25 protein-coding genes are annotated in these 18064 nt (G+C 58.9%); 16 read left to right on the forward strand and 9 right to left on the reverse strand.

All coding sequences use genetic code 11. The features are described from left to right. Positions 1 to 55 precede the first annotated feature (55 nt). Both ACR0KL_RS15905 and ACR0KL_RS15910 read right to left on the reverse strand, forming a co-directional pair. Positions 56 to 664, reverse strand: a complete 609-nt coding sequence (locus ACR0KL_RS15905) for an ABC transporter substrate-binding protein (RefSeq protein ID WP_170379430.1) — start codon at positions 662 to 664, stop codon at positions 56 to 58. Next, a complete protein-coding gene (locus tag ACR0KL_RS15910; protein WP_170473255.1) occupies positions 654 to 1424 on the reverse strand; it encodes an MlaA family lipoprotein in 771 nt (256 codons plus the stop codon). The genes ACR0KL_RS15905 and ACR0KL_RS15910 overlap by 11 nt, the downstream gene beginning before the upstream one ends. 333 nt (positions 1425 to 1757) lie before the next feature. Here ACR0KL_RS15910 and ACR0KL_RS15915 point away from each other — a divergent pair, with 333 nt between their 5' ends. From ACR0KL_RS15915 to ACR0KL_RS15930, 4 genes are read left to right on the forward strand one after another with little or no spacing between them, the layout of a single operon-like run. Beyond that, entirely contained in the window at positions 1758 to 2213 is a 456-nt protein-coding gene (locus ACR0KL_RS15915) for a RidA family protein (protein WP_170679458.1), read from the forward strand. Next, positions 2210 to 2977: a glycerophosphodiester phosphodiesterase family protein gene (locus ACR0KL_RS15920; RefSeq protein WP_170679456.1), complete on the forward strand. Its 768-nt coding sequence runs from the start codon at positions 2210 to 2212 to the stop codon at positions 2975 to 2977. The genes ACR0KL_RS15915 and ACR0KL_RS15920 overlap by 4 nt, the downstream gene beginning before the upstream one ends. A gap of 45 nt (positions 2978 to 3022) precedes the next feature. Further along, positions 3023 to 4210, forward strand: coding sequence for a GNAT family N-acetyltransferase (locus tag ACR0KL_RS15925; RefSeq protein ID WP_170679454.1), 1188 nt, complete (start codon positions 3023 to 3025; stop codon positions 4208 to 4210). Further along, positions 4207 to 4500: a 4a-hydroxytetrahydrobiopterin dehydratase gene (locus ACR0KL_RS15930; protein ID WP_170379422.1), complete on the forward strand. Its 294-nt coding sequence runs from the start codon at positions 4207 to 4209 to the stop codon at positions 4498 to 4500. The genes ACR0KL_RS15925 and ACR0KL_RS15930 overlap by 4 nt, the downstream gene beginning before the upstream one ends. Here the strand turns inward: ACR0KL_RS15930 and ACR0KL_RS15935 are convergent. From ACR0KL_RS15935 to ACR0KL_RS15950, 4 genes are all read right to left on the reverse strand, one after another. After that, positions 4497 to 4808, reverse strand: coding sequence for a hypothetical protein (locus ACR0KL_RS15935; RefSeq protein WP_170679452.1), 312 nt, complete (start codon positions 4806 to 4808; stop codon positions 4497 to 4499). The two genes, ACR0KL_RS15930 and ACR0KL_RS15935, sit on opposite strands and share 4 nt — an antisense overlap. Before the next feature lie 14 nt (positions 4809 to 4822). Then, positions 4823 to 5167: an EF-hand domain-containing protein gene (locus ACR0KL_RS15940; protein WP_480555046.1), complete on the reverse strand. Its 345-nt coding sequence runs from the start codon at positions 5165 to 5167 to the stop codon at positions 4823 to 4825. 11 nt (positions 5168 to 5178) lie between these two features. Then, a complete protein-coding gene (locus ACR0KL_RS15945) occupies positions 5179 to 5424 on the reverse strand; it encodes a glycine zipper 2TM domain-containing protein (RefSeq protein WP_170679448.1) in 246 nt (81 codons plus the stop codon). Between the two features lie 103 nt (positions 5425 to 5527). Beyond that, positions 5528 to 6013 (reverse strand): peroxiredoxin family protein, encoded by a 486-nt coding sequence (locus tag ACR0KL_RS15950; RefSeq protein WP_170679446.1) that lies wholly within the window; start codon positions 6011 to 6013, stop codon positions 5528 to 5530. A 99-nt stretch (positions 6014 to 6112) separates the two neighbouring features. Between ACR0KL_RS15950 and ACR0KL_RS15955 the strand changes: the two genes are divergently transcribed. From ACR0KL_RS15955 to ACR0KL_RS15970, 4 genes are all read left to right on the forward strand, one after another. Continuing rightward, positions 6113 to 7324, forward strand: coding sequence for an NAD(P)/FAD-dependent oxidoreductase (locus ACR0KL_RS15955; RefSeq protein WP_170679688.1), 1212 nt, complete (start codon positions 6113 to 6115; stop codon positions 7322 to 7324). Beyond that, positions 7321 to 7887 carry a 16S rRNA (guanine(966)-N(2))-methyltransferase RsmD gene (gene rsmD / locus ACR0KL_RS15960; RefSeq protein WP_170679444.1) on the forward strand — a complete coding sequence of 189 codons (567 nt, stop codon included), beginning with the start codon at positions 7321 to 7323 and terminating at the stop codon, positions 7885 to 7887. Before ACR0KL_RS15955 ends, rsmD begins: the two co-directional genes overlap by 4 nt. 130 nt (positions 7888 to 8017) lie before the next feature. Continuing rightward, positions 8018 to 8365 carry a hypothetical protein gene (locus ACR0KL_RS15965; protein ID WP_170679442.1) on the forward strand — a complete coding sequence of 116 codons (348 nt, stop codon included), beginning with the start codon at positions 8018 to 8020 and terminating at the stop codon, positions 8363 to 8365. A 42-nt stretch (positions 8366 to 8407) separates the two neighbouring features. After that, positions 8408 to 8587 carry a hypothetical protein gene (locus tag ACR0KL_RS15970; protein ID WP_170679440.1) on the forward strand — a complete coding sequence of 60 codons (180 nt, stop codon included), beginning with the start codon at positions 8408 to 8410 and terminating at the stop codon, positions 8585 to 8587. Here ACR0KL_RS15970 and map read toward each other — a convergent pair. Continuing rightward, a complete protein-coding gene (gene map / locus ACR0KL_RS15975) occupies positions 8575 to 9387 on the reverse strand; it encodes a type I methionyl aminopeptidase (RefSeq protein ID WP_170679438.1) in 813 nt (270 codons plus the stop codon). The genes ACR0KL_RS15970 and map overlap by 13 nt on opposite strands. Positions 9388 to 9577: 190 nt before the next feature. Here map and ACR0KL_RS15980 point away from each other — a divergent pair, with 190 nt between their 5' ends. Together ACR0KL_RS15980 and ACR0KL_RS15985 are read left to right on the forward strand one after the other, a co-directional pair. Continuing rightward, the gene (locus ACR0KL_RS15980; RefSeq protein WP_480777256.1) at positions 9578 to 11233 is read left to right on the forward strand and encodes a tetratricopeptide repeat-containing sulfotransferase family protein; all 1656 of its coding nucleotides are present in this window, start codon (positions 9578 to 9580) and stop codon (positions 11231 to 11233) included. A gap of 99 nt (positions 11234 to 11332) precedes the next feature. Further along, positions 11333 to 11698 carry a hypothetical protein gene (locus tag ACR0KL_RS15985; RefSeq protein WP_170679433.1) on the forward strand — a complete coding sequence of 122 codons (366 nt, stop codon included), beginning with the start codon at positions 11333 to 11335 and terminating at the stop codon, positions 11696 to 11698. On the opposite strand, the gene sfsA is transcribed toward ACR0KL_RS15985, so the two are convergent. Then, positions 11695 to 12402, reverse strand: coding sequence for a DNA/RNA nuclease SfsA (sfsA, locus tag ACR0KL_RS15990; protein WP_480777257.1), 708 nt, complete (start codon positions 12400 to 12402; stop codon positions 11695 to 11697). The two genes, ACR0KL_RS15985 and sfsA, sit on opposite strands and share 4 nt — an antisense overlap. A 51-nt stretch (positions 12403 to 12453) precedes the next feature. On the opposite strand from sfsA, the gene ACR0KL_RS15995 reads away from it, so the two are divergent. Genes ACR0KL_RS15995 through ACR0KL_RS16010 form a run of 4 tightly spaced genes read left to right on the forward strand, consistent with a single transcriptional unit; the run spans position 12454 to position 15371 of the window. After that, the gene (locus tag ACR0KL_RS15995; protein ID WP_170679429.1) at positions 12454 to 13176 is read left to right on the forward strand and encodes a molybdopterin-binding protein; all 723 of its coding nucleotides are present in this window, start codon (positions 12454 to 12456) and stop codon (positions 13174 to 13176) included. Next, positions 13173 to 13883, forward strand: a complete 711-nt coding sequence (locus ACR0KL_RS16000; protein ID WP_480777258.1) for a GNAT family N-acetyltransferase — start codon at positions 13173 to 13175, stop codon at positions 13881 to 13883. Before ACR0KL_RS15995 ends, ACR0KL_RS16000 begins: the two co-directional genes overlap by 4 nt. A 16-nt stretch (positions 13884 to 13899) precedes the next feature. After that, a complete protein-coding gene (locus tag ACR0KL_RS16005) occupies positions 13900 to 14472 on the forward strand; it encodes a peroxidase-related enzyme (protein ID WP_480777259.1) in 573 nt (190 codons plus the stop codon). After that, positions 14469 to 15371 carry an OmpA family protein gene (locus ACR0KL_RS16010; protein ID WP_480777260.1) on the forward strand — a complete coding sequence of 301 codons (903 nt, stop codon included), beginning with the start codon at positions 14469 to 14471 and terminating at the stop codon, positions 15369 to 15371. Before ACR0KL_RS16005 ends, ACR0KL_RS16010 begins: the two co-directional genes overlap by 4 nt. A 63-nt stretch (positions 15372 to 15434) precedes the next feature. On the opposite strand, the gene ACR0KL_RS16015 is transcribed toward ACR0KL_RS16010, so the two are convergent. After that, positions 15435 to 16340, reverse strand: a complete 906-nt coding sequence (locus ACR0KL_RS16015; protein WP_480777261.1) for a LysR family transcriptional regulator — start codon at positions 16338 to 16340, stop codon at positions 15435 to 15437. Between the two features lie 227 nt (positions 16341 to 16567). On the opposite strand from ACR0KL_RS16015, the gene ACR0KL_RS16020 reads away from it, so the two are divergent. Together ACR0KL_RS16020 and ACR0KL_RS16025 are read left to right on the forward strand one after the other, a co-directional pair. Beyond that, positions 16568 to 17008 (forward strand): DUF4399 domain-containing protein, encoded by a 441-nt coding sequence (locus ACR0KL_RS16020; protein ID WP_480777262.1) that lies wholly within the window; start codon positions 16568 to 16570, stop codon positions 17006 to 17008. 115 nt (positions 17009 to 17123) lie between these two features. After that, positions 17124 to 18056, forward strand: coding sequence for a glycosyltransferase family 8 protein (locus tag ACR0KL_RS16025; protein ID WP_480777263.1), 933 nt, complete (start codon positions 17124 to 17126; stop codon positions 18054 to 18056). Positions 18057 to 18064 lie beyond the last annotated feature (8 nt).

The following is an 18064-nucleotide window of genomic DNA, read 5'->3' on the forward strand; positions in this document are numbered from 1 at the left end:
AAGACGCCTCCGACGCACAGAGCGCGGAGGCGTTTAAGCACACAAAAAGGCGGTGCTACCCGGTTCTGTTGAGGTCTTTGATAAGCTGGTTCAGGTTGCCTTTCCGCGCATCCAGCATCGCCCCGATTTCGGTACGCTCGGTCAGCAGCAAGTTCACGCCCTCAATGAACATGTTGTAGAACTTGTCGCGACCGGATTTGTCAGAAACCAGGAAGGTCACGTCAAAGGGCGACGATCCCCGCAGCTTGACGGAGGTGCGCACTTCATAGCCGGCTTTGATTCTGCGCGCGTTTCGTACATCCACCTGGCCGCCAATGAATTCGCGGAACCGGCGTCCGTATTTGCGCGAGATATATCCTTGGAACGCCTTGGTGAATTGTCTCAACTGCGCCGGAGAGGCAGAACGGGCGTCTGCCCCAAGCGCATAGCGTGCCATGATCGGAACATCAGCGTATTGCACAAAAATCTTCTCGAAATCACGCAGCATGGCTTTTTCGGATTTGCCCGAGGCGATCACGCGGTTGATATCCGCGACAACACTGTTAACCAGCTGTTTGGCACCCGCCTCGGTCAGGGCCAGAGCGGGCAAGGGCAGGGCAACAATAGCTGCTCCGGCCACAGAGGTTTTCAGGAAATGTCTTCGGTTTAAAGCGTTACTCAGCATAAGGGTCCTCGTAGGGGTCGAGAAGGGGGTCACTAACAGGGTCGGTTCCGGCGTCGGCATATGGATCGTTGTAGAGATCCAAGAAGGCGTCCTCGTCGTCGCGTGCCAATTCGAAGCGGCGGTTTTGCAGGTAGATCAGTCGGGCCTGCGCATAGCTGTCGGCACTTTCGTAGAGAATCGAGTCCACTGTATCAGAAAAACGACCCCGATCCCCCATCCGACGTACGACTTCGGCATAAACCCCCAGATTGTCCGCAGGGCGTACCGGAGTAAAGTTAATCGGGTTCGAGAACAGGTTGATAACGACACCTACAGCGTCACGGGTGGTCGATGGGCCATAGAACGGCAGTTCAACATAGGCGCCTTCCCCAACACCCCAGACGTGCAGGGTTTCGCCGAAATCAGTATCGACGGGGGGCAGGTTCAACTCATCCGCCGGGGCCGACAGGCCAAAGCCACCGACGGTCATGTTGATCACGAACCGCAACAAGGCGTTGCCCATTTGCTTGGGGTTTCCCTGAAGTAGGTAATCCACCGCCTGACCGGGCAGAGAGATGTTTTCCGCAAAGGTACTGAAGCTGGTCACCATCGGATCAGGGACGATCTTCACATAGCCTTTTGAGGCGGGGCGAAACAAAAACCTGTCGACGCCAAGGTTGAACTTGTGAATGCCCCTGTTGGCGTTCTCATAGGGGTCGAAAATCTCACCCCGGGCAGCCTGTTCCGGGGGTTGCGTCGCACAGGCCGACAACACAGCCATAAGTGACAGAACAACAAGATGTTTGAAGCCAAATTTGCTCAACACGGTCTTAGCTACTCCAATACGGCCCGGCACGACGCTTGGGCGATCAATCAATACCTGCGTGTCCAACCGACACAAGTTGTTGTCACATAGAGGTTTCAGAGCTTGAATGAAACACATAGCGTTAAACCCGGTAAATCAACGAAGGTAAAGTGACACGACTTCAACAGTTCGAAATAGGACAGGATACGCCCACTGAACGCGACGGTCAGAAAAATCGGTTTCCGGCTTTCCCAGCGGCATTATCCCGGTTAGCGTCCGCCCGAGTCGATTTTGGGTGAGGACAATCACATGAGCATCTCGGAAAAACTGCAAAGTCTGGGCGTATCGCTGCCAGACGCACCGGCCCCTGCCGCCAACTATGTGCCTTTCGTTCGCGTGGGCAATATCGTCTATGTCTCGGGTCAGATTTCCAAAGCGGACGACCTGATCACCGGCAAATTGGGCGATGACATGGACGTGGACGCGGGTGCGGCGGCAGCAAAGGTCTGTGCGATCAACTTGCTGGCTCAGGTCAAAGCGGCCTGTGACGGGGATATCGAGAAGCTGGTGCGGGTGATCAAGCTGACCGGTTTTGTGAACTCGACCGCTGATTTCACCGCGCAGCCGCAGGTAGTCAACGGAGCATCCGATTTCCTGGTTGAGGCGCTGGGCGACGCGGGTCGTCATTCCCGCTCGGCGGTTAGTGCTGCATCGCTGCCGCTGGGTGTTGCTGTCGAAATCGAAGGTATTTTCGAAGTCCAATGACACCTGCTCTGCCGCCTGTGTTCTTTGAGGCCCCGATCTCGCACCGGGCGCTGCATGACAAAACAGATAACCGCCCGGAAAACAGCCGGGCGGCCATTCGTGCCGCGATCGAGGCCGGCTACGGGATCGAGATTGACCTGCAACGGACCTCGGACAACCGTGCGATGGTGTTTCATGACTACGACATGGCGCGTCTGACCGGGCAGTCTGGACCGATCCAGCAGGTCTCGGCCGCGCAGGCGCAGGCCACGCAGCTGCTGCACGCCGAGGATGGCATTCCCACCCTCGACGATGTGCTTGAGATGGTCGCGGGCAAAGTCCCGCTGCTGATCGAGCTCAAGGATCAGGATGGAGCCATGGGCACCAATGTCGGCCCGCTCGAGGCGGATGCCGTGCGAGCGCTACAAGGTTACGACGGTCCGGTGGCGCTGATGTCGTTCAATCCCAACAGCGTGGCCGAGTTGGCCCGTCTGGCCCCGCATCTGCCACGTGGGATCGTGACTTGTTCCTATAAGCCGAGTGTCGAGCTGCTGCCGCAATCGGTGTGCGATCACCTGCGCGATGTTCCCGATTTCGACCGGGTTGGGGCCAGTTTCATCAGCCACGAGGTTCATGATCTGGACCGTCCGCGCGTGGCCGAGCTGAAAGCGCGCGGTGTGCCGATCCTGTGTTGGACGGTAAAGTCGCCTGAACAAGAGGCAGAGGCCCGCGCCGTTGCCGACAATGTGACCTTTGAGGGGTATCTGGCCAAGCATCCGGGTTGAACCTGCCGCACCTCGTCACAGATAAAGACCAGACGCGGAGGGCACATGGATCAGGCGCAGATCGAAATTCAAATACTTGGATCACTCTCGCAAATCTCTGCGGCCGAGTGGGATGCCTGCGCTTGCCCCGAAACAGCAGATGGCGGGCGTCCGCTGGATCCCTTTACCACGCATCGGTTTTTGCTGGCTCTGGAAAACAGCGGCTCGGTTGGGCGAGGCACCGGGTGGCAGCCTCAATACCTGACGGCCTATCTGGATGGGATGCTGATCGCGTCGGCCCCGATGTATGCCAAATCGCACAGTCAGGGAGAGTACATCTTCGACCACAGCTGGGCCCATGCGTACGAAAACGCGGGCGGGCGGTACTATCCCAAACTACAGATTGCGGCCCCTTTCACGCCCGCCACCGGGCGGCGCTTTCTGATGCGTCCGGGATATGAAGGGATTGGGATGCCTGCGCTGGTCCAAGGCGCTGTGCAACTGGCGGCAGACAATCAGGTCTCGTCGCTTCACGCGACCTTCTGCACCGAAGACGAGGCGTTGGCGGGTGAGCAGATGGGCCTGATGCTGCGAAGCTCGCAGCAGTTTCATTGGTTGAATGACGATTACGCGGATTTCGACGGTTTTCTGGCCGCGCTGTCCTCGCGCAAGCGCAAGAACATCCGCAAGGAGCGCGCTCAGGCCAACGCATTCGGTGGTGAGATCCTCACCCTGACCGGCGATGACCTGCGGCCCGAGCATTGGGATGCCTTCTGGCGGTTCTATCAGGACACCGGCGCGCGCAAATGGGGCTCACCTTACCTGACGCGCCAGTTCTTCGATATCGCGCAGGAGACGATGGCCGGTGATATGGCTTTGGTGCTGGCAGAACGCGATGGGTATCCCATTGCGGGGGCGCTGAATTTCATCGGGCGTGAGACGCTCTATGGTCGTTATTGGGGCTGTGTGGAACATCATGCCTGCCTGCATTTCGAGCTGTGCTATTATAGGGCCATCGACTTTGCCATCGCGCATGGCATGCAAAGGGTCGAAGCCGGAGCGCAAGGTGAACACAAGCTTGCACGTGGCTACCTGCCAACGCGCACGCACAGCCTTCATTGGATAGCCGATCCGGGATTCGCCGATGCCGTCAAAAAATATCTGGACGCCGAAGGCCGCGCGGTGGGAGAAGAGATTGAGATTCTGACGGATTACGGCCCGTTCAGAAAATCGAACCCGGAGGAACAGCAATGACCGAGCTTTTGTCGACCGAGACCCGTGGCCCCCTTCTTGATCCGCTGTTCAATAATGGCTGGACCATGGTTGAAGGCCGGGATGCGATCACCAAAACGTTCATCTTTGACAATTTCGTCGCGGCCTTTGGATGGATGACCCAAGTGGCGATCTGGGCCGAAAAATGGAACCACCACCCCGAATGGTCCAACGTCTACCGCACGGTCGAAGTGGTGCTCTCCACTCATGACGTCGGCGGGTTGTCTTCGCTGGATGCGAAACTGGCGCGCAAAATGGACGGACTGGTCTAGTCGCGATCCTGTCCGGACCCAATTCCGCCAGCCAAGGATGCCGTGATCGCCATCTGGCGGAACTCATCCGGCGTGACCGTGCCACTACTGACGTCGATATTGCCCGGAATGCGGGTCGTTTTGTTGCCTATAGACCGGACACTGCGCGCCGCTGGGTTGATGTCCAGACACCGCCTCTCATAGCAGGTCAGCCCGCTGGTGTTGATCTGGATGCGGGTCTGCCCGTCGGGACCGGTCACAACCGGGGCCTGTGGTACGTCACAAGCCGCCAATACGGCCAGCGCGCCGATCCAGATCCATCTGTTCATCTCACCCTCCGGGGTTAGTCCAACCGGCCGTTTCCATCCTTGTCCGCAGAGTCGAAATCGTTGCTCATCTGCGCATCGTATTCCGCTCTTGAGATAAGGCTGTCGCCGTTCCGGTCAACGTCCTGAAATTGCTCTATGTCGAGGAACGGTTTGGCCTCGGACAGGCCGAGCGTGCCGTTCTTGTCTTCGTCCATCGCCTGAAAGGCGTAGTCTGAAAAGGCATTGAACTCGTCCTTGGACAGAAAGCCATCGTGGTTCGAGTCGATGGCTGTCAGCTCTTTTTCATTCAACTCTGCCACGTCGTCCGCAGCTGCGGCACTGGCTATCACAAGCGCGGCGATACAGATTACTCGTTTCATAGCTGTCCCCCTCAACATGCGAATCTTGCGCCACTGATACTTCCGGTAGCCGCACCTGCACCAGTCAGAATGGACTTGCCTGAACCGCCTCCGAACTGATTGCCGATTGCGCCTCCGATCAACGCACCACCCAAGGTGCCGCTCAGGCAGGCGATTTCATGTTGCCGTGCCGCTTGTTGCTGTGGTGTCGGGGCCGGGCCGCAAGCTGCAAGAACGCCTGCGCCGCCCAGAATGAGTGAAATGGCTTTGAGATACATAAACATACTCCCCAGCTATGTGCCTTTGATAATCGCACACTGGGGCGTTGTATCAAGTTAAATAGGGTTAGGACGGCCCCGGTTTAGCCGGGGCCGAACAGCGTCAGATTACTTCGAGCAAGCCTTCACCGGCTGAAATCTCGCAAGCGCCGGGGCTTTCTTCCAGGTTTAGCGCAGTGACCTTGCCGTCTTCGACCAGCATCGCGTAACGCTGCGAACGTGCCAGCAGCCCGGCTGGTGGGGCGTCGAAATCCATGCCGATGGCCTTAGTGAACTCAGACGCGGCGTCGCCCAGCAGGGTCAGGCCGGCCTCGGTTGCGCCGGTCGCTTCGCCCCAGGCTTTCATCACGAAGGGGTCGTTGACGGAAATGCAGATGATCTCATCCACGCCCTTGGCGTCGAACTGATCTTTGGTGCGCATAAAGCTGGGCACATGGGCTGAGTGACAGGTTGGCGTAAACGCGCCGGGAACAGCAAAGATCACCACTTTGCGGCCCGAGGTTTTGTCTGAAATCCGAACCTCTTCGGGGCCTTCCGCACCCATTTGGGTCAGCGTGGCGTCGGGCAGCATCTCACCTGTTGTAATCATTTATCAGCTCCTGTCGTTTGGATTTGCAGAGTCGGGCTATGCCGCAATATAGGTGGTCGGACAAAAGTAACCATGAGAATTCGACAGGGTGTGATGAACATGAGCCATATTGTCGTGATCGGCGCCGGGCAGGCCGGATCGTCGCTTGTTGCGAAACTGCGCAAGGATGGGTTTGAAGGGGATATCACCCTGATCGGGGCCGAGCCGCATCTGCCCTATCAGCGCCCGCCCTTGTCCAAGGCCTATCTGCTGGGCGAGATGGAGCTGGAGCGTCTGTTTTTGCGCCCCGAAAGCTTCTACGCCGACAACAACATCACCCTGCGTCTGGGGCAGCGTGTTACTGCAATTGACCCCAAGGCCAAGACCGTGACCGTGGGGGATGAGGTCATCTCCTATGACGAACTGGCGCTGACCACCGGGTCGGATCCGCGCTATCTGCCTGCCTCTATCGGCGGTGATCTTCAGGGCGTTCATGTGGTGCGCGATCTGGCTCATATCGACGAGATGGAGCCTCGGGTCACTGAAGGCGCGCGCGCTCTGATCGTCGGGGGCGGCTATATCGGGCTTGAGGCCGCAGCCGTATGCGCTAAGCGCGGGGTCAAGGTGACGCTGGTAGAAATGGCCGAGCGTATCCTGCAACGCGTCGCCGCCAAGGAAACCAGCGACTATTTCCGCGCGCTGCATTCGGGTCATGGAGCGGACATCCGCGAGGGCGTGGGCCTTGATCGTCTGATCGGTGAAAACGGCAAGGTGGTCGGCGCGGTTCTGACAGATGGAACCGAAATCGAGGTTGAATTTGTGGTCGTCGGCGTGGGCATCGCGCCGTCCACCCAACTGGCCGAGTTGGCTGGGCTTGAACTGGACAACGGCATCAAAACCGACGCGCATGGCCGCACATCTGATCCGTCGATTTGGGCGGCAGGGGATTGCGCCTCCTTCCCGCATGGCGCGGGGCGTATTCGTTTGGAAAGCGTGCCTAATGCAATCGATCAGGCTGAGATCGTGGCTCAGAACATGCTGGGGGCTGCCAAGGACTATACAGCAACGCCGTGGTTCTGGTCAGATCAGTATGACGTGAAACTGCAGATCGCAGGTCTGAATACGGGTTATGATCAGGTTGTCACCCGTCAGGGCGAAGGTCAGACCGTGTCGTTCTGGTACTACAAGGGTGACCAGCTGATTGCAGTCGACGCGATGAACGACCCGCGCGCCTATATGGTTGGCAAGCGCCTGATCGACGCGGGCAAAACCGCTGATCCTGCCGTGGTGGCCGATCCGGCTGCGGATCTGAAACCGTTGCTCAAAGCGTGAGGATCATCGCCGGAGAGTTCCGGGGTCGTGCCTTGGCCTCGGTCGGCAAAGGGGATGCGGGTGCCCATTTGCGTCCCACCACCGACCGAGTGCGTGAAAGCCTGTTCAACGTCCTGAGCCATCAGATCGATTTTGACGGTCTGCGTGTATTGGACCTGTTCGCAGGCACCGGCGCGCTGGGGCTTGAGGCTCTGTCGCGCGGTGCCGACCACGTCACCTTTGTGGATGACGGGCGTGTGGCGCAGGGCCTGATCCGCAAGAATATCGACCTGACCCGCAGCGCTGACCGGACCGATGTGATCCGCCGGGATGCGACGCGTTTGGGTGAAAACCCCAATGCGCCCTACGACCTGATCTTTCTGGACCCGCCTTACGGCAAATCTCTGGGCCAAAAAGCGCTGGCTAAGGCGACCGAGGCTGGATGGATCGCTGAGGGGGCGTTTATCGTGTGGGAAGAAAACGCCACGATGCAGGCACCGGATGGATTCCAGTTGTTGGACAGTCGAAAATACGGCGACACGCATATCTCACTGATGCTTCAATCACTTGATCATGTGGGTTGATCCTGACCGTTCTAATTCGTTTTAAAATTGAATGTGGGCGGCCAGTAATTTGACGCATCTCCGCCAAAATTGCGGCCAATTTCGCCTCTACGCGCCGTGGAAACGCGGAACAACCCTTAAAGGACTCTCTATGCTTTTCAGAGCTGCCCTGACCTCGGCCATCGTGCTGAGCTCCTCCCCTGTTGTTGCAGGGCAAACAAAACTCGATGCGAATGATTTTATGGCCAATTGCACCTCGTCTGTGGATCAATCAAGCGTGACGTTGGCCCGTTCGGGCGGGTCCAACAAAGGGCACATCACTGTCGGAGATCTGCAGGGCGAGGCGGACATTCTGCCGGGATTGGACAACCTAACGTTTTTGCTGATTCAGGATGGTCAGGTCGTCAACTTTGCCGTTGATCTTGTGAGTCTCGAATATGACATGATGATCAAAGGCACTTCACAGCGTTTTGACAGGGGCAGCTGTACGCCGTCGTGATCCGGTTTTGAGGCGCGGGCCGGTTTGTGCTAGGCTCACGGGATGGACCGCGCCCTACCACCCTTGTTCTGGGGTTTGGCTCAGGACACTGACACAGAAACCGGCCCGCCGCGCAAACCTGCACGCGCGCCGGTCTTCATCCACGACGCGATCACGCCGTGGGGGGCTGAGACGATGCTGCTGAAGCTGCTACGGGATCAGGTTGCCGATCACGAAGAATAGGTCGGGTGGTATTTGCCACCGGGCGACAGGGTAAAGATCTCGACCCCATTTGCGGTTACACCGACCGAATGTTCGAACTGCGCCGAGAGCGACTTGTCGCGGGTCACGGCCGTCCAGTCATCGGCCAGCGTTTTGGTCTCGGGGCGGCCCAGATTGACCATCGGTTCGATTGTGAAGAACATCCCCTCTTCCAGAACGGAGCCGGTGCCGGGGCGACCATAGTGCAGCACATTCGGCGGCGCGTGGAACACGCGGCCCAGCCCGTGGCCGCAGAAATCGCGGACAACGCTCATGCGGTGTGCCTCGACATAGGACTGGATCGCATGGCCGATATCGCCGAACGTGTTGCCCGGTTTGACCATCTCGATCCCTTTGAACAGGGCATCATGGGTGACCTGAATCAGACGCTCGGCCTTGCGTGGCAGTTTGCCTGCGACATACATCCGCGAGGTATCGCCGAACCAGCCGTCCACGATGACGGTGACGTCGATGTTCAGGATATCCCCGTCCTTGAGCTTTTTGTCACCGGGAATGCCGTGGCAGACCACGTGGTTCACGCTGATACAGCTGGCGTGTTGATAGCCTTTGTAGCCAATGGTGGCCGACGTCGCGCCCGCGTCCTCGACCATCTGGGTGATGATCCCGTCGATCGCGCCGGTGGTTTGGCCGGGGAAGACATGTTGCGCGATGTCATCCAGTATCTGCGCAGCCAAAGCCCCTGCCGCATGCATGCCGGCAAAGTCACCTTGTTCGTAAATGCGGATACCGTCCTTGGTCAGGCGGCCACGGTGTTCTTTCATGGATGCGAGGCTCCAAATGTTTCGCGCAATGTTCTATTTACGCTGCTTGTGCAGAAAGTTCCAGAGGGTCCAGCGTCGCAGGATCAAGAGCAAAGCGGCCGGTGGATGTATCTCAGGTGGACCTGTAGGGCGTTATCAACTAGCACGGACTTATTTTAGCCGGATGCCACAACAATAGAAGGGCAGTCAGATGCAGAAAGCCGACCAGCTGAGGGCCGAGATTGCCACCATTAGTGAAATGCTCAAGACCGGGCGCGCGGACCGGGCGTTGAAGCGAGCGATCAAGGCGGGCAAGAAGTGGCCCAAGATGCCCGCATTGCCGCAGATGGCAGGTCTTGCATGCATTCACCAAGGGGATTTCAAACAGGCACAGACCCATCTGGAGCGCGCCTGGAAGATGGAGCCGGAGAACCCCGACCTGATCCAGAATTTCGGGCTGAGCCTTGTTCAGGGTGGTGATTCTGACAAAGCGCTGATCCTGATGAACAAAATAGCGGCCAAATCTCCTCTGACCCCGCCACAAATCTACGTTCGCGCCATGGCCCTGTTGCGTGAGCGTCAGTTGCGTGAGGCGTTGGCCGATATCGACGAGGTGCTGCGTCACCAACCCGGCAATCTTCAGGCCCATTGCCTGAAGGCTGATATTATGGATGGAATGCACAAGTGGGATCAGGCTATTGCTGTCTTGTCCGCCGTGGTCGAAAAACACCCGAAATTCCACTATGGTCAACTGCGGCTGGCCAAGGGTCTGGTCGGTTTGGGGCGTATGTCTGAGGCGCTGACCCATGGCCGCGCCGCTTTTGCGCTGGCGCCTGAGGATCCCGAAACGCTGGAATTCTTCTCAACTCTGCCGAACCTGTCGGCTGAGGATCGGATGGAACTGCAGGCGCGGGTCTCACATTTGCTTGAGGCGGGCAATGCCAACCGGGAAGCTGCGGCCATGGTGCATTTCGCCGCCGCGAGCCTTGCGAAACAGGAGGGCGATACCGCGACCGAGATGCTCCAGCTGCGCAAGGCGCATGATCAGTTGCAGCATGGGTTCAAAAGCTGGGAAACCCGGGCCGAGAAAGCCTGCCGCCTGCGTCTGAGCGCGCCTCTGCCCGCCCCCGCTTCAGCGCCGCGCGCCGATATCCCGCGCCCGGTATTCGTGGTCGGCTTGCCGCGCTCGGGCACCACTCTGATCGAACGGATTCTGGCCTCACACTCCACCGTTCAGGGGCTGGGAGAGTTGGCGGGCGTGCATCATTGGGCCCGCAAGGTCGAAAGCCAGCCGGGTGCTGGAAGTGACGCGCAGACGCTGGCGGATTACTACGCAGACAATTTGCCCCAGACCGCAGAAGGAACGCGCGCCTTTGTCGACAAGGCGCCGGGGAACTATGCGTTTCTGGGGCCGATTGCGCAGGCCTTCCCGAACGCCGTGATCCTGAATGTCATGCGCGATCCGCGCGATGTGGCGCTGTCGATGTGGCGCACGCATTTTGGGGCGGGTGGTCTGTATTACACGCATGATCTGGGCTGGATGGCGGCCGAGGCGAACCGCTATCGCCGCTATATGCAGCACTGGCATGCCGTACTTCCGGGACGCATCCATGACATAAGTTACGAACATCTGGTGAATAATCTCGAGGACGGTGCCAAGGAACTGGCCCAGTTCTGCGACCTGTCTTTTGAACAGGCGATGCTGTCGCCCGACAAATCCTCGGACGCGATCAGAACGGCCAGTAACCTTCAGGCGCGGAGACCGGTCAACACCGCCTCGGTCGGGGGGTGGCAGGCCGTGGCCGATCACTTCGCACCGTTTGTGAAAGGGTTGGACGCGGAACTTTGGCCCGAAATTCGCAGCTAGAGGTTCAAATTCCGTTGATCATCCCGCCAGCGCGTGGCCATCCGCGCGGCTTTGCGCCACGGTTCTAAGGAGGATGGATCAGCGGGAACAGGGGCTGAGATGGTCAAGGCGATTGCTGCTCTTCTGGTTGTTCTGACCTGTGGGTGCCGCGAAGAGGTGACGATGCTGACGCAGGATCAGCTTGCGGCGCTTTTGGTAGAGGATCGCCAGATTGCGTTGAATCGTGCCGGCATCACCGGCACGGCACGCGTGAACGCTGACCAGAGTTTTGAAGTCGAGGTTCCCCGGCTTGGCCGGGACACTGGTGTTTGGTGGTTAGAGGGCGACAGGATCTGCAGCCGTTGGAAGACGTTCCGCAAAGATCAGGACCTCTGCGCCGTGGTGGGGCAGGTAGAGGATGGCACCTATCGGGGCTACACACCGGGGCGAGGCTCTTATCTCGGCGAGTTCACTCTCCTGCCTTAGCCGATAGCCCAGGCCTTCTCCGTATTGACCTCGATCCCTTGTGGCGAAATCCGCGTGCCGACTACCAACCGCTCAACCCTCTGCGCCTGCGCTGCCTCAAAGGCCGCCGCATAGGCCGGGTCGATATCGGATGCCAGCGCGAAGCGGTCGCAATCGGTGCGTTGCACCAGATACAGCATGATCGCGCGGTGGCCATGTTCAGCCATGGAGGCCAGTTCATGCAGATGTTTGGTGCCGCGGGCGGTGACGCTGTCGGGGAATTCGGCCAGACCGGGCTGGCGGGAAAGCGTGACGCTTTTGACCTCGACATAGGCATCCGGCAGACCGGGTTGGGTCAGCAGGAAATCAATGCGGCTGTTCTGGCCGTATTTGACCTCGGCCCGGACTGTTTGATAGGCGGCCAGTTCGAGGATCTCGCCACGCTCCAATGCCGCGCGCAGTGCCCGGTTCGGCACCGAAGTATCGACGCCGGTGAAATGGCCATTCTCGTGATCAACTAGCCGCCACCCAAATTTCAGCTTTTTCTTCGGATCGTCATTGGGTTCCAGCCAGACTTTCTCACCCGGTTCAGCCAGTCCCATCATACTGCCCGGATTGGCGCAATGGGCTGTCACCTCGCGGCCATCCTCTAGCGTGCAATCGGCCAGAAAGCGTTTGTAGCGGCGGATCAGGCGGGCGGGGACAAGGGGGGTTTCAAATCTCATGCCCCACGGCCTATACCTGCCCTAACAGCCGATCAAGAGGGGGCGCGCGCCATGGCCAATCCAACCGCTGCAATGCTTGTCATCGGGGATGAGATCCTCTCGGGCCGGACGCGCGATGCGAATATGCATTACCTTGCGGGGGAGCTGACCAAGCATGGCATCGATCTTAAAGAAGTGCGTATTGTCAGCGATGATGCCCCGGCTATAGAAGCGGCGGTCAAAGCGCTGTCGGTGTCTTACGACACTGTCTTCACCAGCGGGGGCATCGGGCCGACACATGACGATATCACCGCCGATTGCATCGCCCGCGCTTTCGAGACCCCGATTGACGTGCGCGATGATGCGCGGGCGCTGTTGCAGGCGCATTACGACAAGTCAGGGCTGGAGTTGAACGAGGCCCGACTGCGGATGGCCCGCATTCCTGATGGGGCCGCGCTGATCGACAATCCAGTCTCAACCGCGCCCGGATTTACCATCGAAAATGTGCATGTGATGGCCGGGGTGCCCTCGGTCTTCCAAGCCATGGTAGCCAGTGTTTTGCCGGGCCTGACGGGCGGTAGCCCGCTGTTGTCGCAGACGTTGCGGGTGGATCGGGGCGAAGGCGACATTGCTGCCACGCTGTCTGCACTGGCCGAGGCGTTCTCGGACCTGTCCATCGGCTGCTATCCGTTTCAGGTAAACGGTGTCTTCGGCGCGAACGTGGTAATCCGGGGGACAGAGGGTGCGCGCATCGACGCGGCCATGACCCAATTGGCAAAAGAACTCGAGTTGTGAGCATCAACTGGCCCGACATCGTTGACGGAACATGGCCCGCTGCGCGCTATGACGTCCTTGGTCCCTTCCGCCTGCGCGAAGGGCAGGGCGGTGGATCACGCGTGTCTGCCGCCAATGCGCTGGGTGACGCGACCGCGGCCGATATCATCGCAGCCGAGGGTGCCATGCAGACCATGGGCCAGAAACGCATCTTTTGTCTGTGGCCCGATGACCACAAGCTCGACGCCCAACTGGAAGCGCGCGGCTATGAGGTTCTGGACCCGGTCAACATCTACGCCTGCCAGCCGGAGCAACTGACCGATCAGCCTCTGCCCCGCGTGACCGCGTTTGGCATCTGGCCACCGCTTGCCGTCATGGAGGAGATCTGGGCCAAAGGTGGTATCGGCCCCGAACGGCTGGCCGTGATGGAGCGTGCTGCGGGCCCCAAGACCTCGTTCCTGCTGCGGCATTCTGATCGCCCGGCGGGAACGGTGTTCATGGCCGTGAAAGGCGATGTGGCCATGGTACATGCGCTTGAGATCCTGCCAGATCACCGCCGTCAGGGTCTGGGCCAATGGGCCATGCGGGCAGCAGCCTTCTGGGCGCGGGACAACGGGGCGAAAACGCTCAGCGTGATCTGCACAAAGGCTAATGCTGGGGCGAATGGCCTCTACCGTGCGCTCGGGATGGAGATTGTCGGGGAATACCATTATCGTCAACGTGTCTAAGGAGTTAAGAAAGCCCGTGACCCAAGCCGATCTACCCACCGCGCTGAACCTGCCCATGGCCGACCCTTTGCCGCCAGAGACGCAGAAATACTTTGATGTCTGCCTCGAAAAGCTGGGCATGGTACCGAATGTGCTGAAGGCTTACGCGTTCGACCTCGACAAGCTGAACGCGTTCACGGCCATGTATAACGATCTGATGCTGGCAGAGAGCGGGCTGTCCAAGCTTGAACGTGAGATGATCGCGGTGGTCGTGTCCTCGATCAACAAGTGCTTCTACTGCCTTGTTGCTCATGGCGCAGCGGTGCGGCAGATTTCCGGTGATCCGCAATTGGGCGAGATGCTGTTGATGAACTACCGCACCGCCCCCCTGGATGCGCGCCAGCGTGCGATGCTGGATTTTGCTGCCAAGATGACCACCGCAAGCGCCGAGATTGAAGAGGCTGATCGCCAGCACCTGCGCGATCAGGGTTTCAGTGACCGGGATATCTGGGACATCGCCAACGTCACCGGATTCTTCAACATGTCCAACCGGGTGGCCAGTGCCACCGCAATGATGCCCAACCCCGAATATCACGCCCAAGCCCGATGATCCGACGCCTCGCCCTTGCCTTTTGTCTGATGGCCGGACCCGTTCTGGCGCAAGATCTGACCCTGCCCGCCAGCGCGCGTCGGATCAGCGAGAGGACCTCGCCGCTGGACAGCTATGAGTTGCCCACAGGGCCCGTTGCAGATGGCATAGTCCCCTCTCGAACGGTCGAGGGGCGGGTCGAGCGGCTGACATGGCGCTTGCAGGCGGGCTCTAGCACGACGCTGCAATTGCTGGCTCCGCTGCGGGATCAGCTCGTGGCGCAAGGCTTTGACATCCTGTTCGAATGTGAGGCCCGGACCTGCGGCGGGTTCGATTTCCGCTTCGGAACCGAGGTGGTGCCAACGCCGGATATGTATGTCGCTATTCGCGACTATCGTTTTCTGTCCGCCACCAAAGGCGATGAAGCGCTCAGCCTCCTGGTCAGCCGCAACCCGCCGGATGGTTATGTGCAACTGATCCGCGTTGCGCCCGTTGATGCTCCGGCTCCAACGCCTGTGGTCGTTGAGCAATCCGCCAGCGGAACGGAGGGCCTTTTGGACGCGTTGCAGCAGTCGGGCCATGTGATTCTGGACGATTTGCATTTCCGCACCGCCGAGGTGGCACTGGGCGACGGCCCGTTTGCTTCATTGTCGTTGCTGGCGCAGTTCCTGGCCGACAATCCGTCAACCCGGCTTGCGTTGGTGGGGCATACTGATGATACCGGCACGTTGCAGGCCAATACAAAGGTCAGCACTGAACGGGCGCAGGCGGTGCGTGCCCGCCTGATCGACAAGCATGGCGTCGCGGCGGATCGGATCGAAGCACAGGGCGTGGGATATCTTGCGCCGCTGACCTCGAACGCGACACCGGAAGGGCGCGATCTGAACCGTAGGGTTGAGGCTGTCTTGCTGGTCAACTGACGTGTCTGCACAAAAAAAGACCCGCACGCAGAACGCACGGGCCGATCCAGTTCACCGGGAGAATTACCAGTCCATCGCGCCTTTTTCGGAATAAGCGTCAACGAGGAAGTCTATGAAGGCCCGTACCTTGGGCTGAGTGAAGCGGCCTGGAGGATAGACCGCGTAGATGCCTTGCACCTCGTCCGGCAGGGATGGCATTGCATCCACAACCTCACCGGTTTTCAACGCTTCGGCGTAAAGATAGCTGGGCAGATAGGCGATCCCGAGGCCCGAGACTGCCGCGTTCAACAGCGATTGCCCGTCGTTTACGCTGAGCCAACCGGCCGTGCGCACCTGACGTTTCTCGCCCGAAGGGGCAGTCAGGCGCCAGACATTGCCCGAGGATTGGCTGGAGTAGTGCAACAGCTTGTGTTCGTTCAGATCGTCGATCTTCTGCGGCCGTCCGTATTTCTCGATATAGCTGGGGGCTGCGACCATGCGTTTGACGGTCTCGGTCAGCTTGCGGGCGCGCAGAGTGCTGTCTTCCAGCTCCCCGATGCGAACGGCCACGTCAAAACCCTCGGAAATCAGTTCCACGTAGCGGTTATTGAGCACCATGTTCACGGTGATATCGGGATAGGTGGCCAGAAAATCTGACAGCACAGGCGACAGGTGATTGACCCCGAAATCCGTCGCCACGCTGATCCGCAGCAGGCCAGAAGGGGCCGATTGCATCGCGGTGACCAGCGAATCCGCCTCACCCGCGTCGTTCAACACCCGGCGGGCGCGGTCGTAATAGGCCAACCCAATCTCGGTCGGAGAAACGCGGCGTGTGGTCCGGTTGAGCAGTCGTGCCCCCAGCCGCGACTCGAGGCTGGACACGTGCTTGGAAACGGCTGATTTGGAGATACCCATCTTCTTGGCCGCATCGGTGAAGCCACCTTGGTCCACCACGTTGGCAAAGGCTTCCATTTCCGTCAGTCGATCCATTCTCGTTCCCCAGGTCTTGCTACTTGCAACGACTTTGCCCCTCAATCTGGGCGGAATCGGGGCGGACATGGGATAATATCAGGGTTTTGAATCGGATCGTTTGCGTATCAGAAACGTGGAAACAGTTGTTTCCCGCGATGGTGATCGCCCTGCAAACGGGCGTTTTCTGAAAAATATTCAAGATGTGCTAGATCTAGAATGGCATTTTTGTGACGAGGGAGGAGATCATGAAAGCCATTTTTACAACCATTTCAGTTGCTCTGTTTGCCACAGTCGCCGGAGCGCAGGACCAAACGCCATCCGCGCCGGGTGCGCAGGTCTATTTCGCGAACCTTGCGGATGGCGACACAGTGCAATCGCCGGTCACGGTGGTCTTTGGCCTCAGCGGCATGGGTGTCGCGCCTGCAGGGACCGAAGCGGACAATACCGGCCACCACCACCTGCTGATCAACCGCCCACCACTGGGTCAAGGCGAAGACGGCGCGGATGAGTTGCTTTACGGTTTGCCCGCAGACGACAACCATATGCATTTCGGCGGTGGCCAGACCGAGGTCACTCTGGATATGCCCGCAGGTCAGCACACGCTACAACTGGTTCTGGGCGATGCTGGACACGTGCCGCACAACCCGCCCATTGTATCCGAAGTGATTACGATTTCGGTCGAATAAGGGGGCGCCGGGTAACGCCGCAAACCAGGAGTTTTGAGGGCCGCTAAGGGTTTGAAGTGCCTGCTCTTCGCTGCTATTCCTTCTCATCACATTGACGTGATCGAGGGGGAGCGCGATGCAAGTAGTCTATGGCGTGAACAGGTCTTTTCTGTTCCCGGCTCTGCTTTCCGCATATTCCGCTGTCAAAAACGCCAGCAAGCCTTTGGATGTGACAATCTTCGGGCAGGATTTCACAGACGAAGACATTGCGATTGTTGAGCAGGTCAATCAATCCCTTACGGGAGGGACGATTTCTTACCAGAAATTCGATCTGGAAAATCTGCCAGGCTTTTCCGAGTATAAGTCGAAGTTCCCTGCGATCACGATGCTGCCTTTGTTTCTGCCCCAGCTTTGCGAAAAGCGCTGCATTTTTGTGGATGCGGACACTCTGGTTGTTTCGGATGTTTGGGAATTGCTGGACATGGACCTTGAAGGGCAGCCCTTTGCCGCTTGTGTGGATATGGGGTTGGTGACGCTTGGCGGAGGGGATTTTCTGCGCCCCTCCCTGCAGCAGATTTTCAGACCGGGGCGTGAGCATAAAAAGTCGCTCAGCCGTGTGAGCAAGAGCATTCGGCTGGGGTTCATACCCGGTGAAGGATACTTCAATGCCGGCATCATGGTCATGGACTGTTTGGCCATTCACGGTGATCGCGAATTGCGCGAGATCAGCGATTTCGAGAAGCTGGTTCCGCACATTCCCTACCTGCCCGAACAGGACAGAATGAACCAATTGTTTCACGGGCGTTGGTTTCGCTTGCCTATTCAGTGGAACACACGGCCTCAGATCTGGTTTGACGCGCACAGTCCGAAATACCGCAAAATGTCCAAGACGTTCCGCCAGCATCTGAGTGATGCAAGCAGGACTCCGAAAATCTGGCACTATGTCGGAGGCAAAAAGCCTTGGCGCGCAACGCGGATGGCGCGCCTGCTGTTCCATCGCGCCTACCGCGACTACGAAACCTACATGGCCCGATTCGAGAAAGAGACAGGCCTGACTTATACCATGTAGGCCTCAGC

This window comes from Ruegeria sp. C8, assembly GCF_056537565.1.

Excerpts from the sequence above, each read along its gene's own strand:
- ACR0KL_RS15905 (WP_170379430.1), bottom strand. The coding sequence starts at position 664 with ATGCTGAGTAACGCTTTAAACCGAAGACATTTCCTGAAAACCTCTGTG.
- ACR0KL_RS15910 (WP_170473255.1), bottom strand. The coding sequence starts at position 1,424 with ATGGCTGTGTTGTCGGCCTGTGCGACGCAACCCCCGGAACAGGCTGCC.
- ACR0KL_RS15915 (WP_170679458.1), top strand. The coding sequence starts at position 1,758 with ATGAGCATCTCGGAAAAACTGCAAAGTCTGGGCGTATCGCTGCCAGAC.
- ACR0KL_RS15920 (WP_170679456.1), top strand. The coding sequence starts at position 2,210 with ATGACACCTGCTCTGCCGCCTGTGTTCTTTGAGGCCCCGATCTCGCAC.
- ACR0KL_RS15925 (WP_170679454.1), top strand. The coding sequence starts at position 3,023 with ATGGATCAGGCGCAGATCGAAATTCAAATACTTGGATCACTCTCGCAA.
- ACR0KL_RS15930 (WP_170379422.1), top strand. The coding sequence starts at position 4,207 with ATGACCGAGCTTTTGTCGACCGAGACCCGTGGCCCCCTTCTTGATCCG.
- ACR0KL_RS15935 (WP_170679452.1), bottom strand. The coding sequence starts at position 4,808 with ATGAACAGATGGATCTGGATCGGCGCGCTGGCCGTATTGGCGGCTTGT.
- ACR0KL_RS15940 (WP_480555046.1), bottom strand. The coding sequence starts at position 5,167 with ATGAAACGAGTAATCTGTATCGCCGCGCTTGTGATAGCCAGTGCCGCA.
- ACR0KL_RS15945 (WP_170679448.1), bottom strand. The coding sequence starts at position 5,424 with ATGTATCTCAAAGCCATTTCACTCATTCTGGGCGGCGCAGGCGTTCTT.
- ACR0KL_RS15950 (WP_170679446.1), bottom strand. The coding sequence starts at position 6,013 with ATGATTACAACAGGTGAGATGCTGCCCGACGCCACGCTGACCCAAATG.
- ACR0KL_RS15955 (WP_170679688.1), top strand. The coding sequence starts at position 6,113 with ATGAGCCATATTGTCGTGATCGGCGCCGGGCAGGCCGGATCGTCGCTT.
- ACR0KL_RS15965 (WP_170679442.1), top strand. The coding sequence starts at position 8,018 with ATGCTTTTCAGAGCTGCCCTGACCTCGGCCATCGTGCTGAGCTCCTCC.
- ACR0KL_RS15970 (WP_170679440.1), top strand. The coding sequence starts at position 8,408 with ATGGACCGCGCCCTACCACCCTTGTTCTGGGGTTTGGCTCAGGACACT.
- map (WP_170679438.1), bottom strand. The coding sequence starts at position 9,387 with ATGAAAGAACACCGTGGCCGCCTGACCAAGGACGGTATCCGCATTTAC.
- ACR0KL_RS15980 (WP_480777256.1), top strand. The coding sequence starts at position 9,578 with ATGCAGAAAGCCGACCAGCTGAGGGCCGAGATTGCCACCATTAGTGAA.
- ACR0KL_RS15985 (WP_170679433.1), top strand. The coding sequence starts at position 11,333 with ATGGTCAAGGCGATTGCTGCTCTTCTGGTTGTTCTGACCTGTGGGTGC.
- sfsA (WP_480777257.1), bottom strand. The coding sequence starts at position 12,402 with ATGAGATTTGAAACCCCCCTTGTCCCCGCCCGCCTGATCCGCCGCTAC.
- ACR0KL_RS15995 (WP_170679429.1), top strand. The coding sequence starts at position 12,454 with ATGGCCAATCCAACCGCTGCAATGCTTGTCATCGGGGATGAGATCCTC.
- ACR0KL_RS16010 (WP_480777260.1), top strand. The coding sequence starts at position 14,469 with ATGATCCGACGCCTCGCCCTTGCCTTTTGTCTGATGGCCGGACCCGTT.
- ACR0KL_RS16015 (WP_480777261.1), bottom strand. The coding sequence starts at position 16,340 with ATGGATCGACTGACGGAAATGGAAGCCTTTGCCAACGTGGTGGACCAA.
- ACR0KL_RS16020 (WP_480777262.1), top strand. The coding sequence starts at position 16,568 with ATGAAAGCCATTTTTACAACCATTTCAGTTGCTCTGTTTGCCACAGTC.
- ACR0KL_RS16025 (WP_480777263.1), top strand. The coding sequence starts at position 17,124 with ATGCAAGTAGTCTATGGCGTGAACAGGTCTTTTCTGTTCCCGGCTCTG.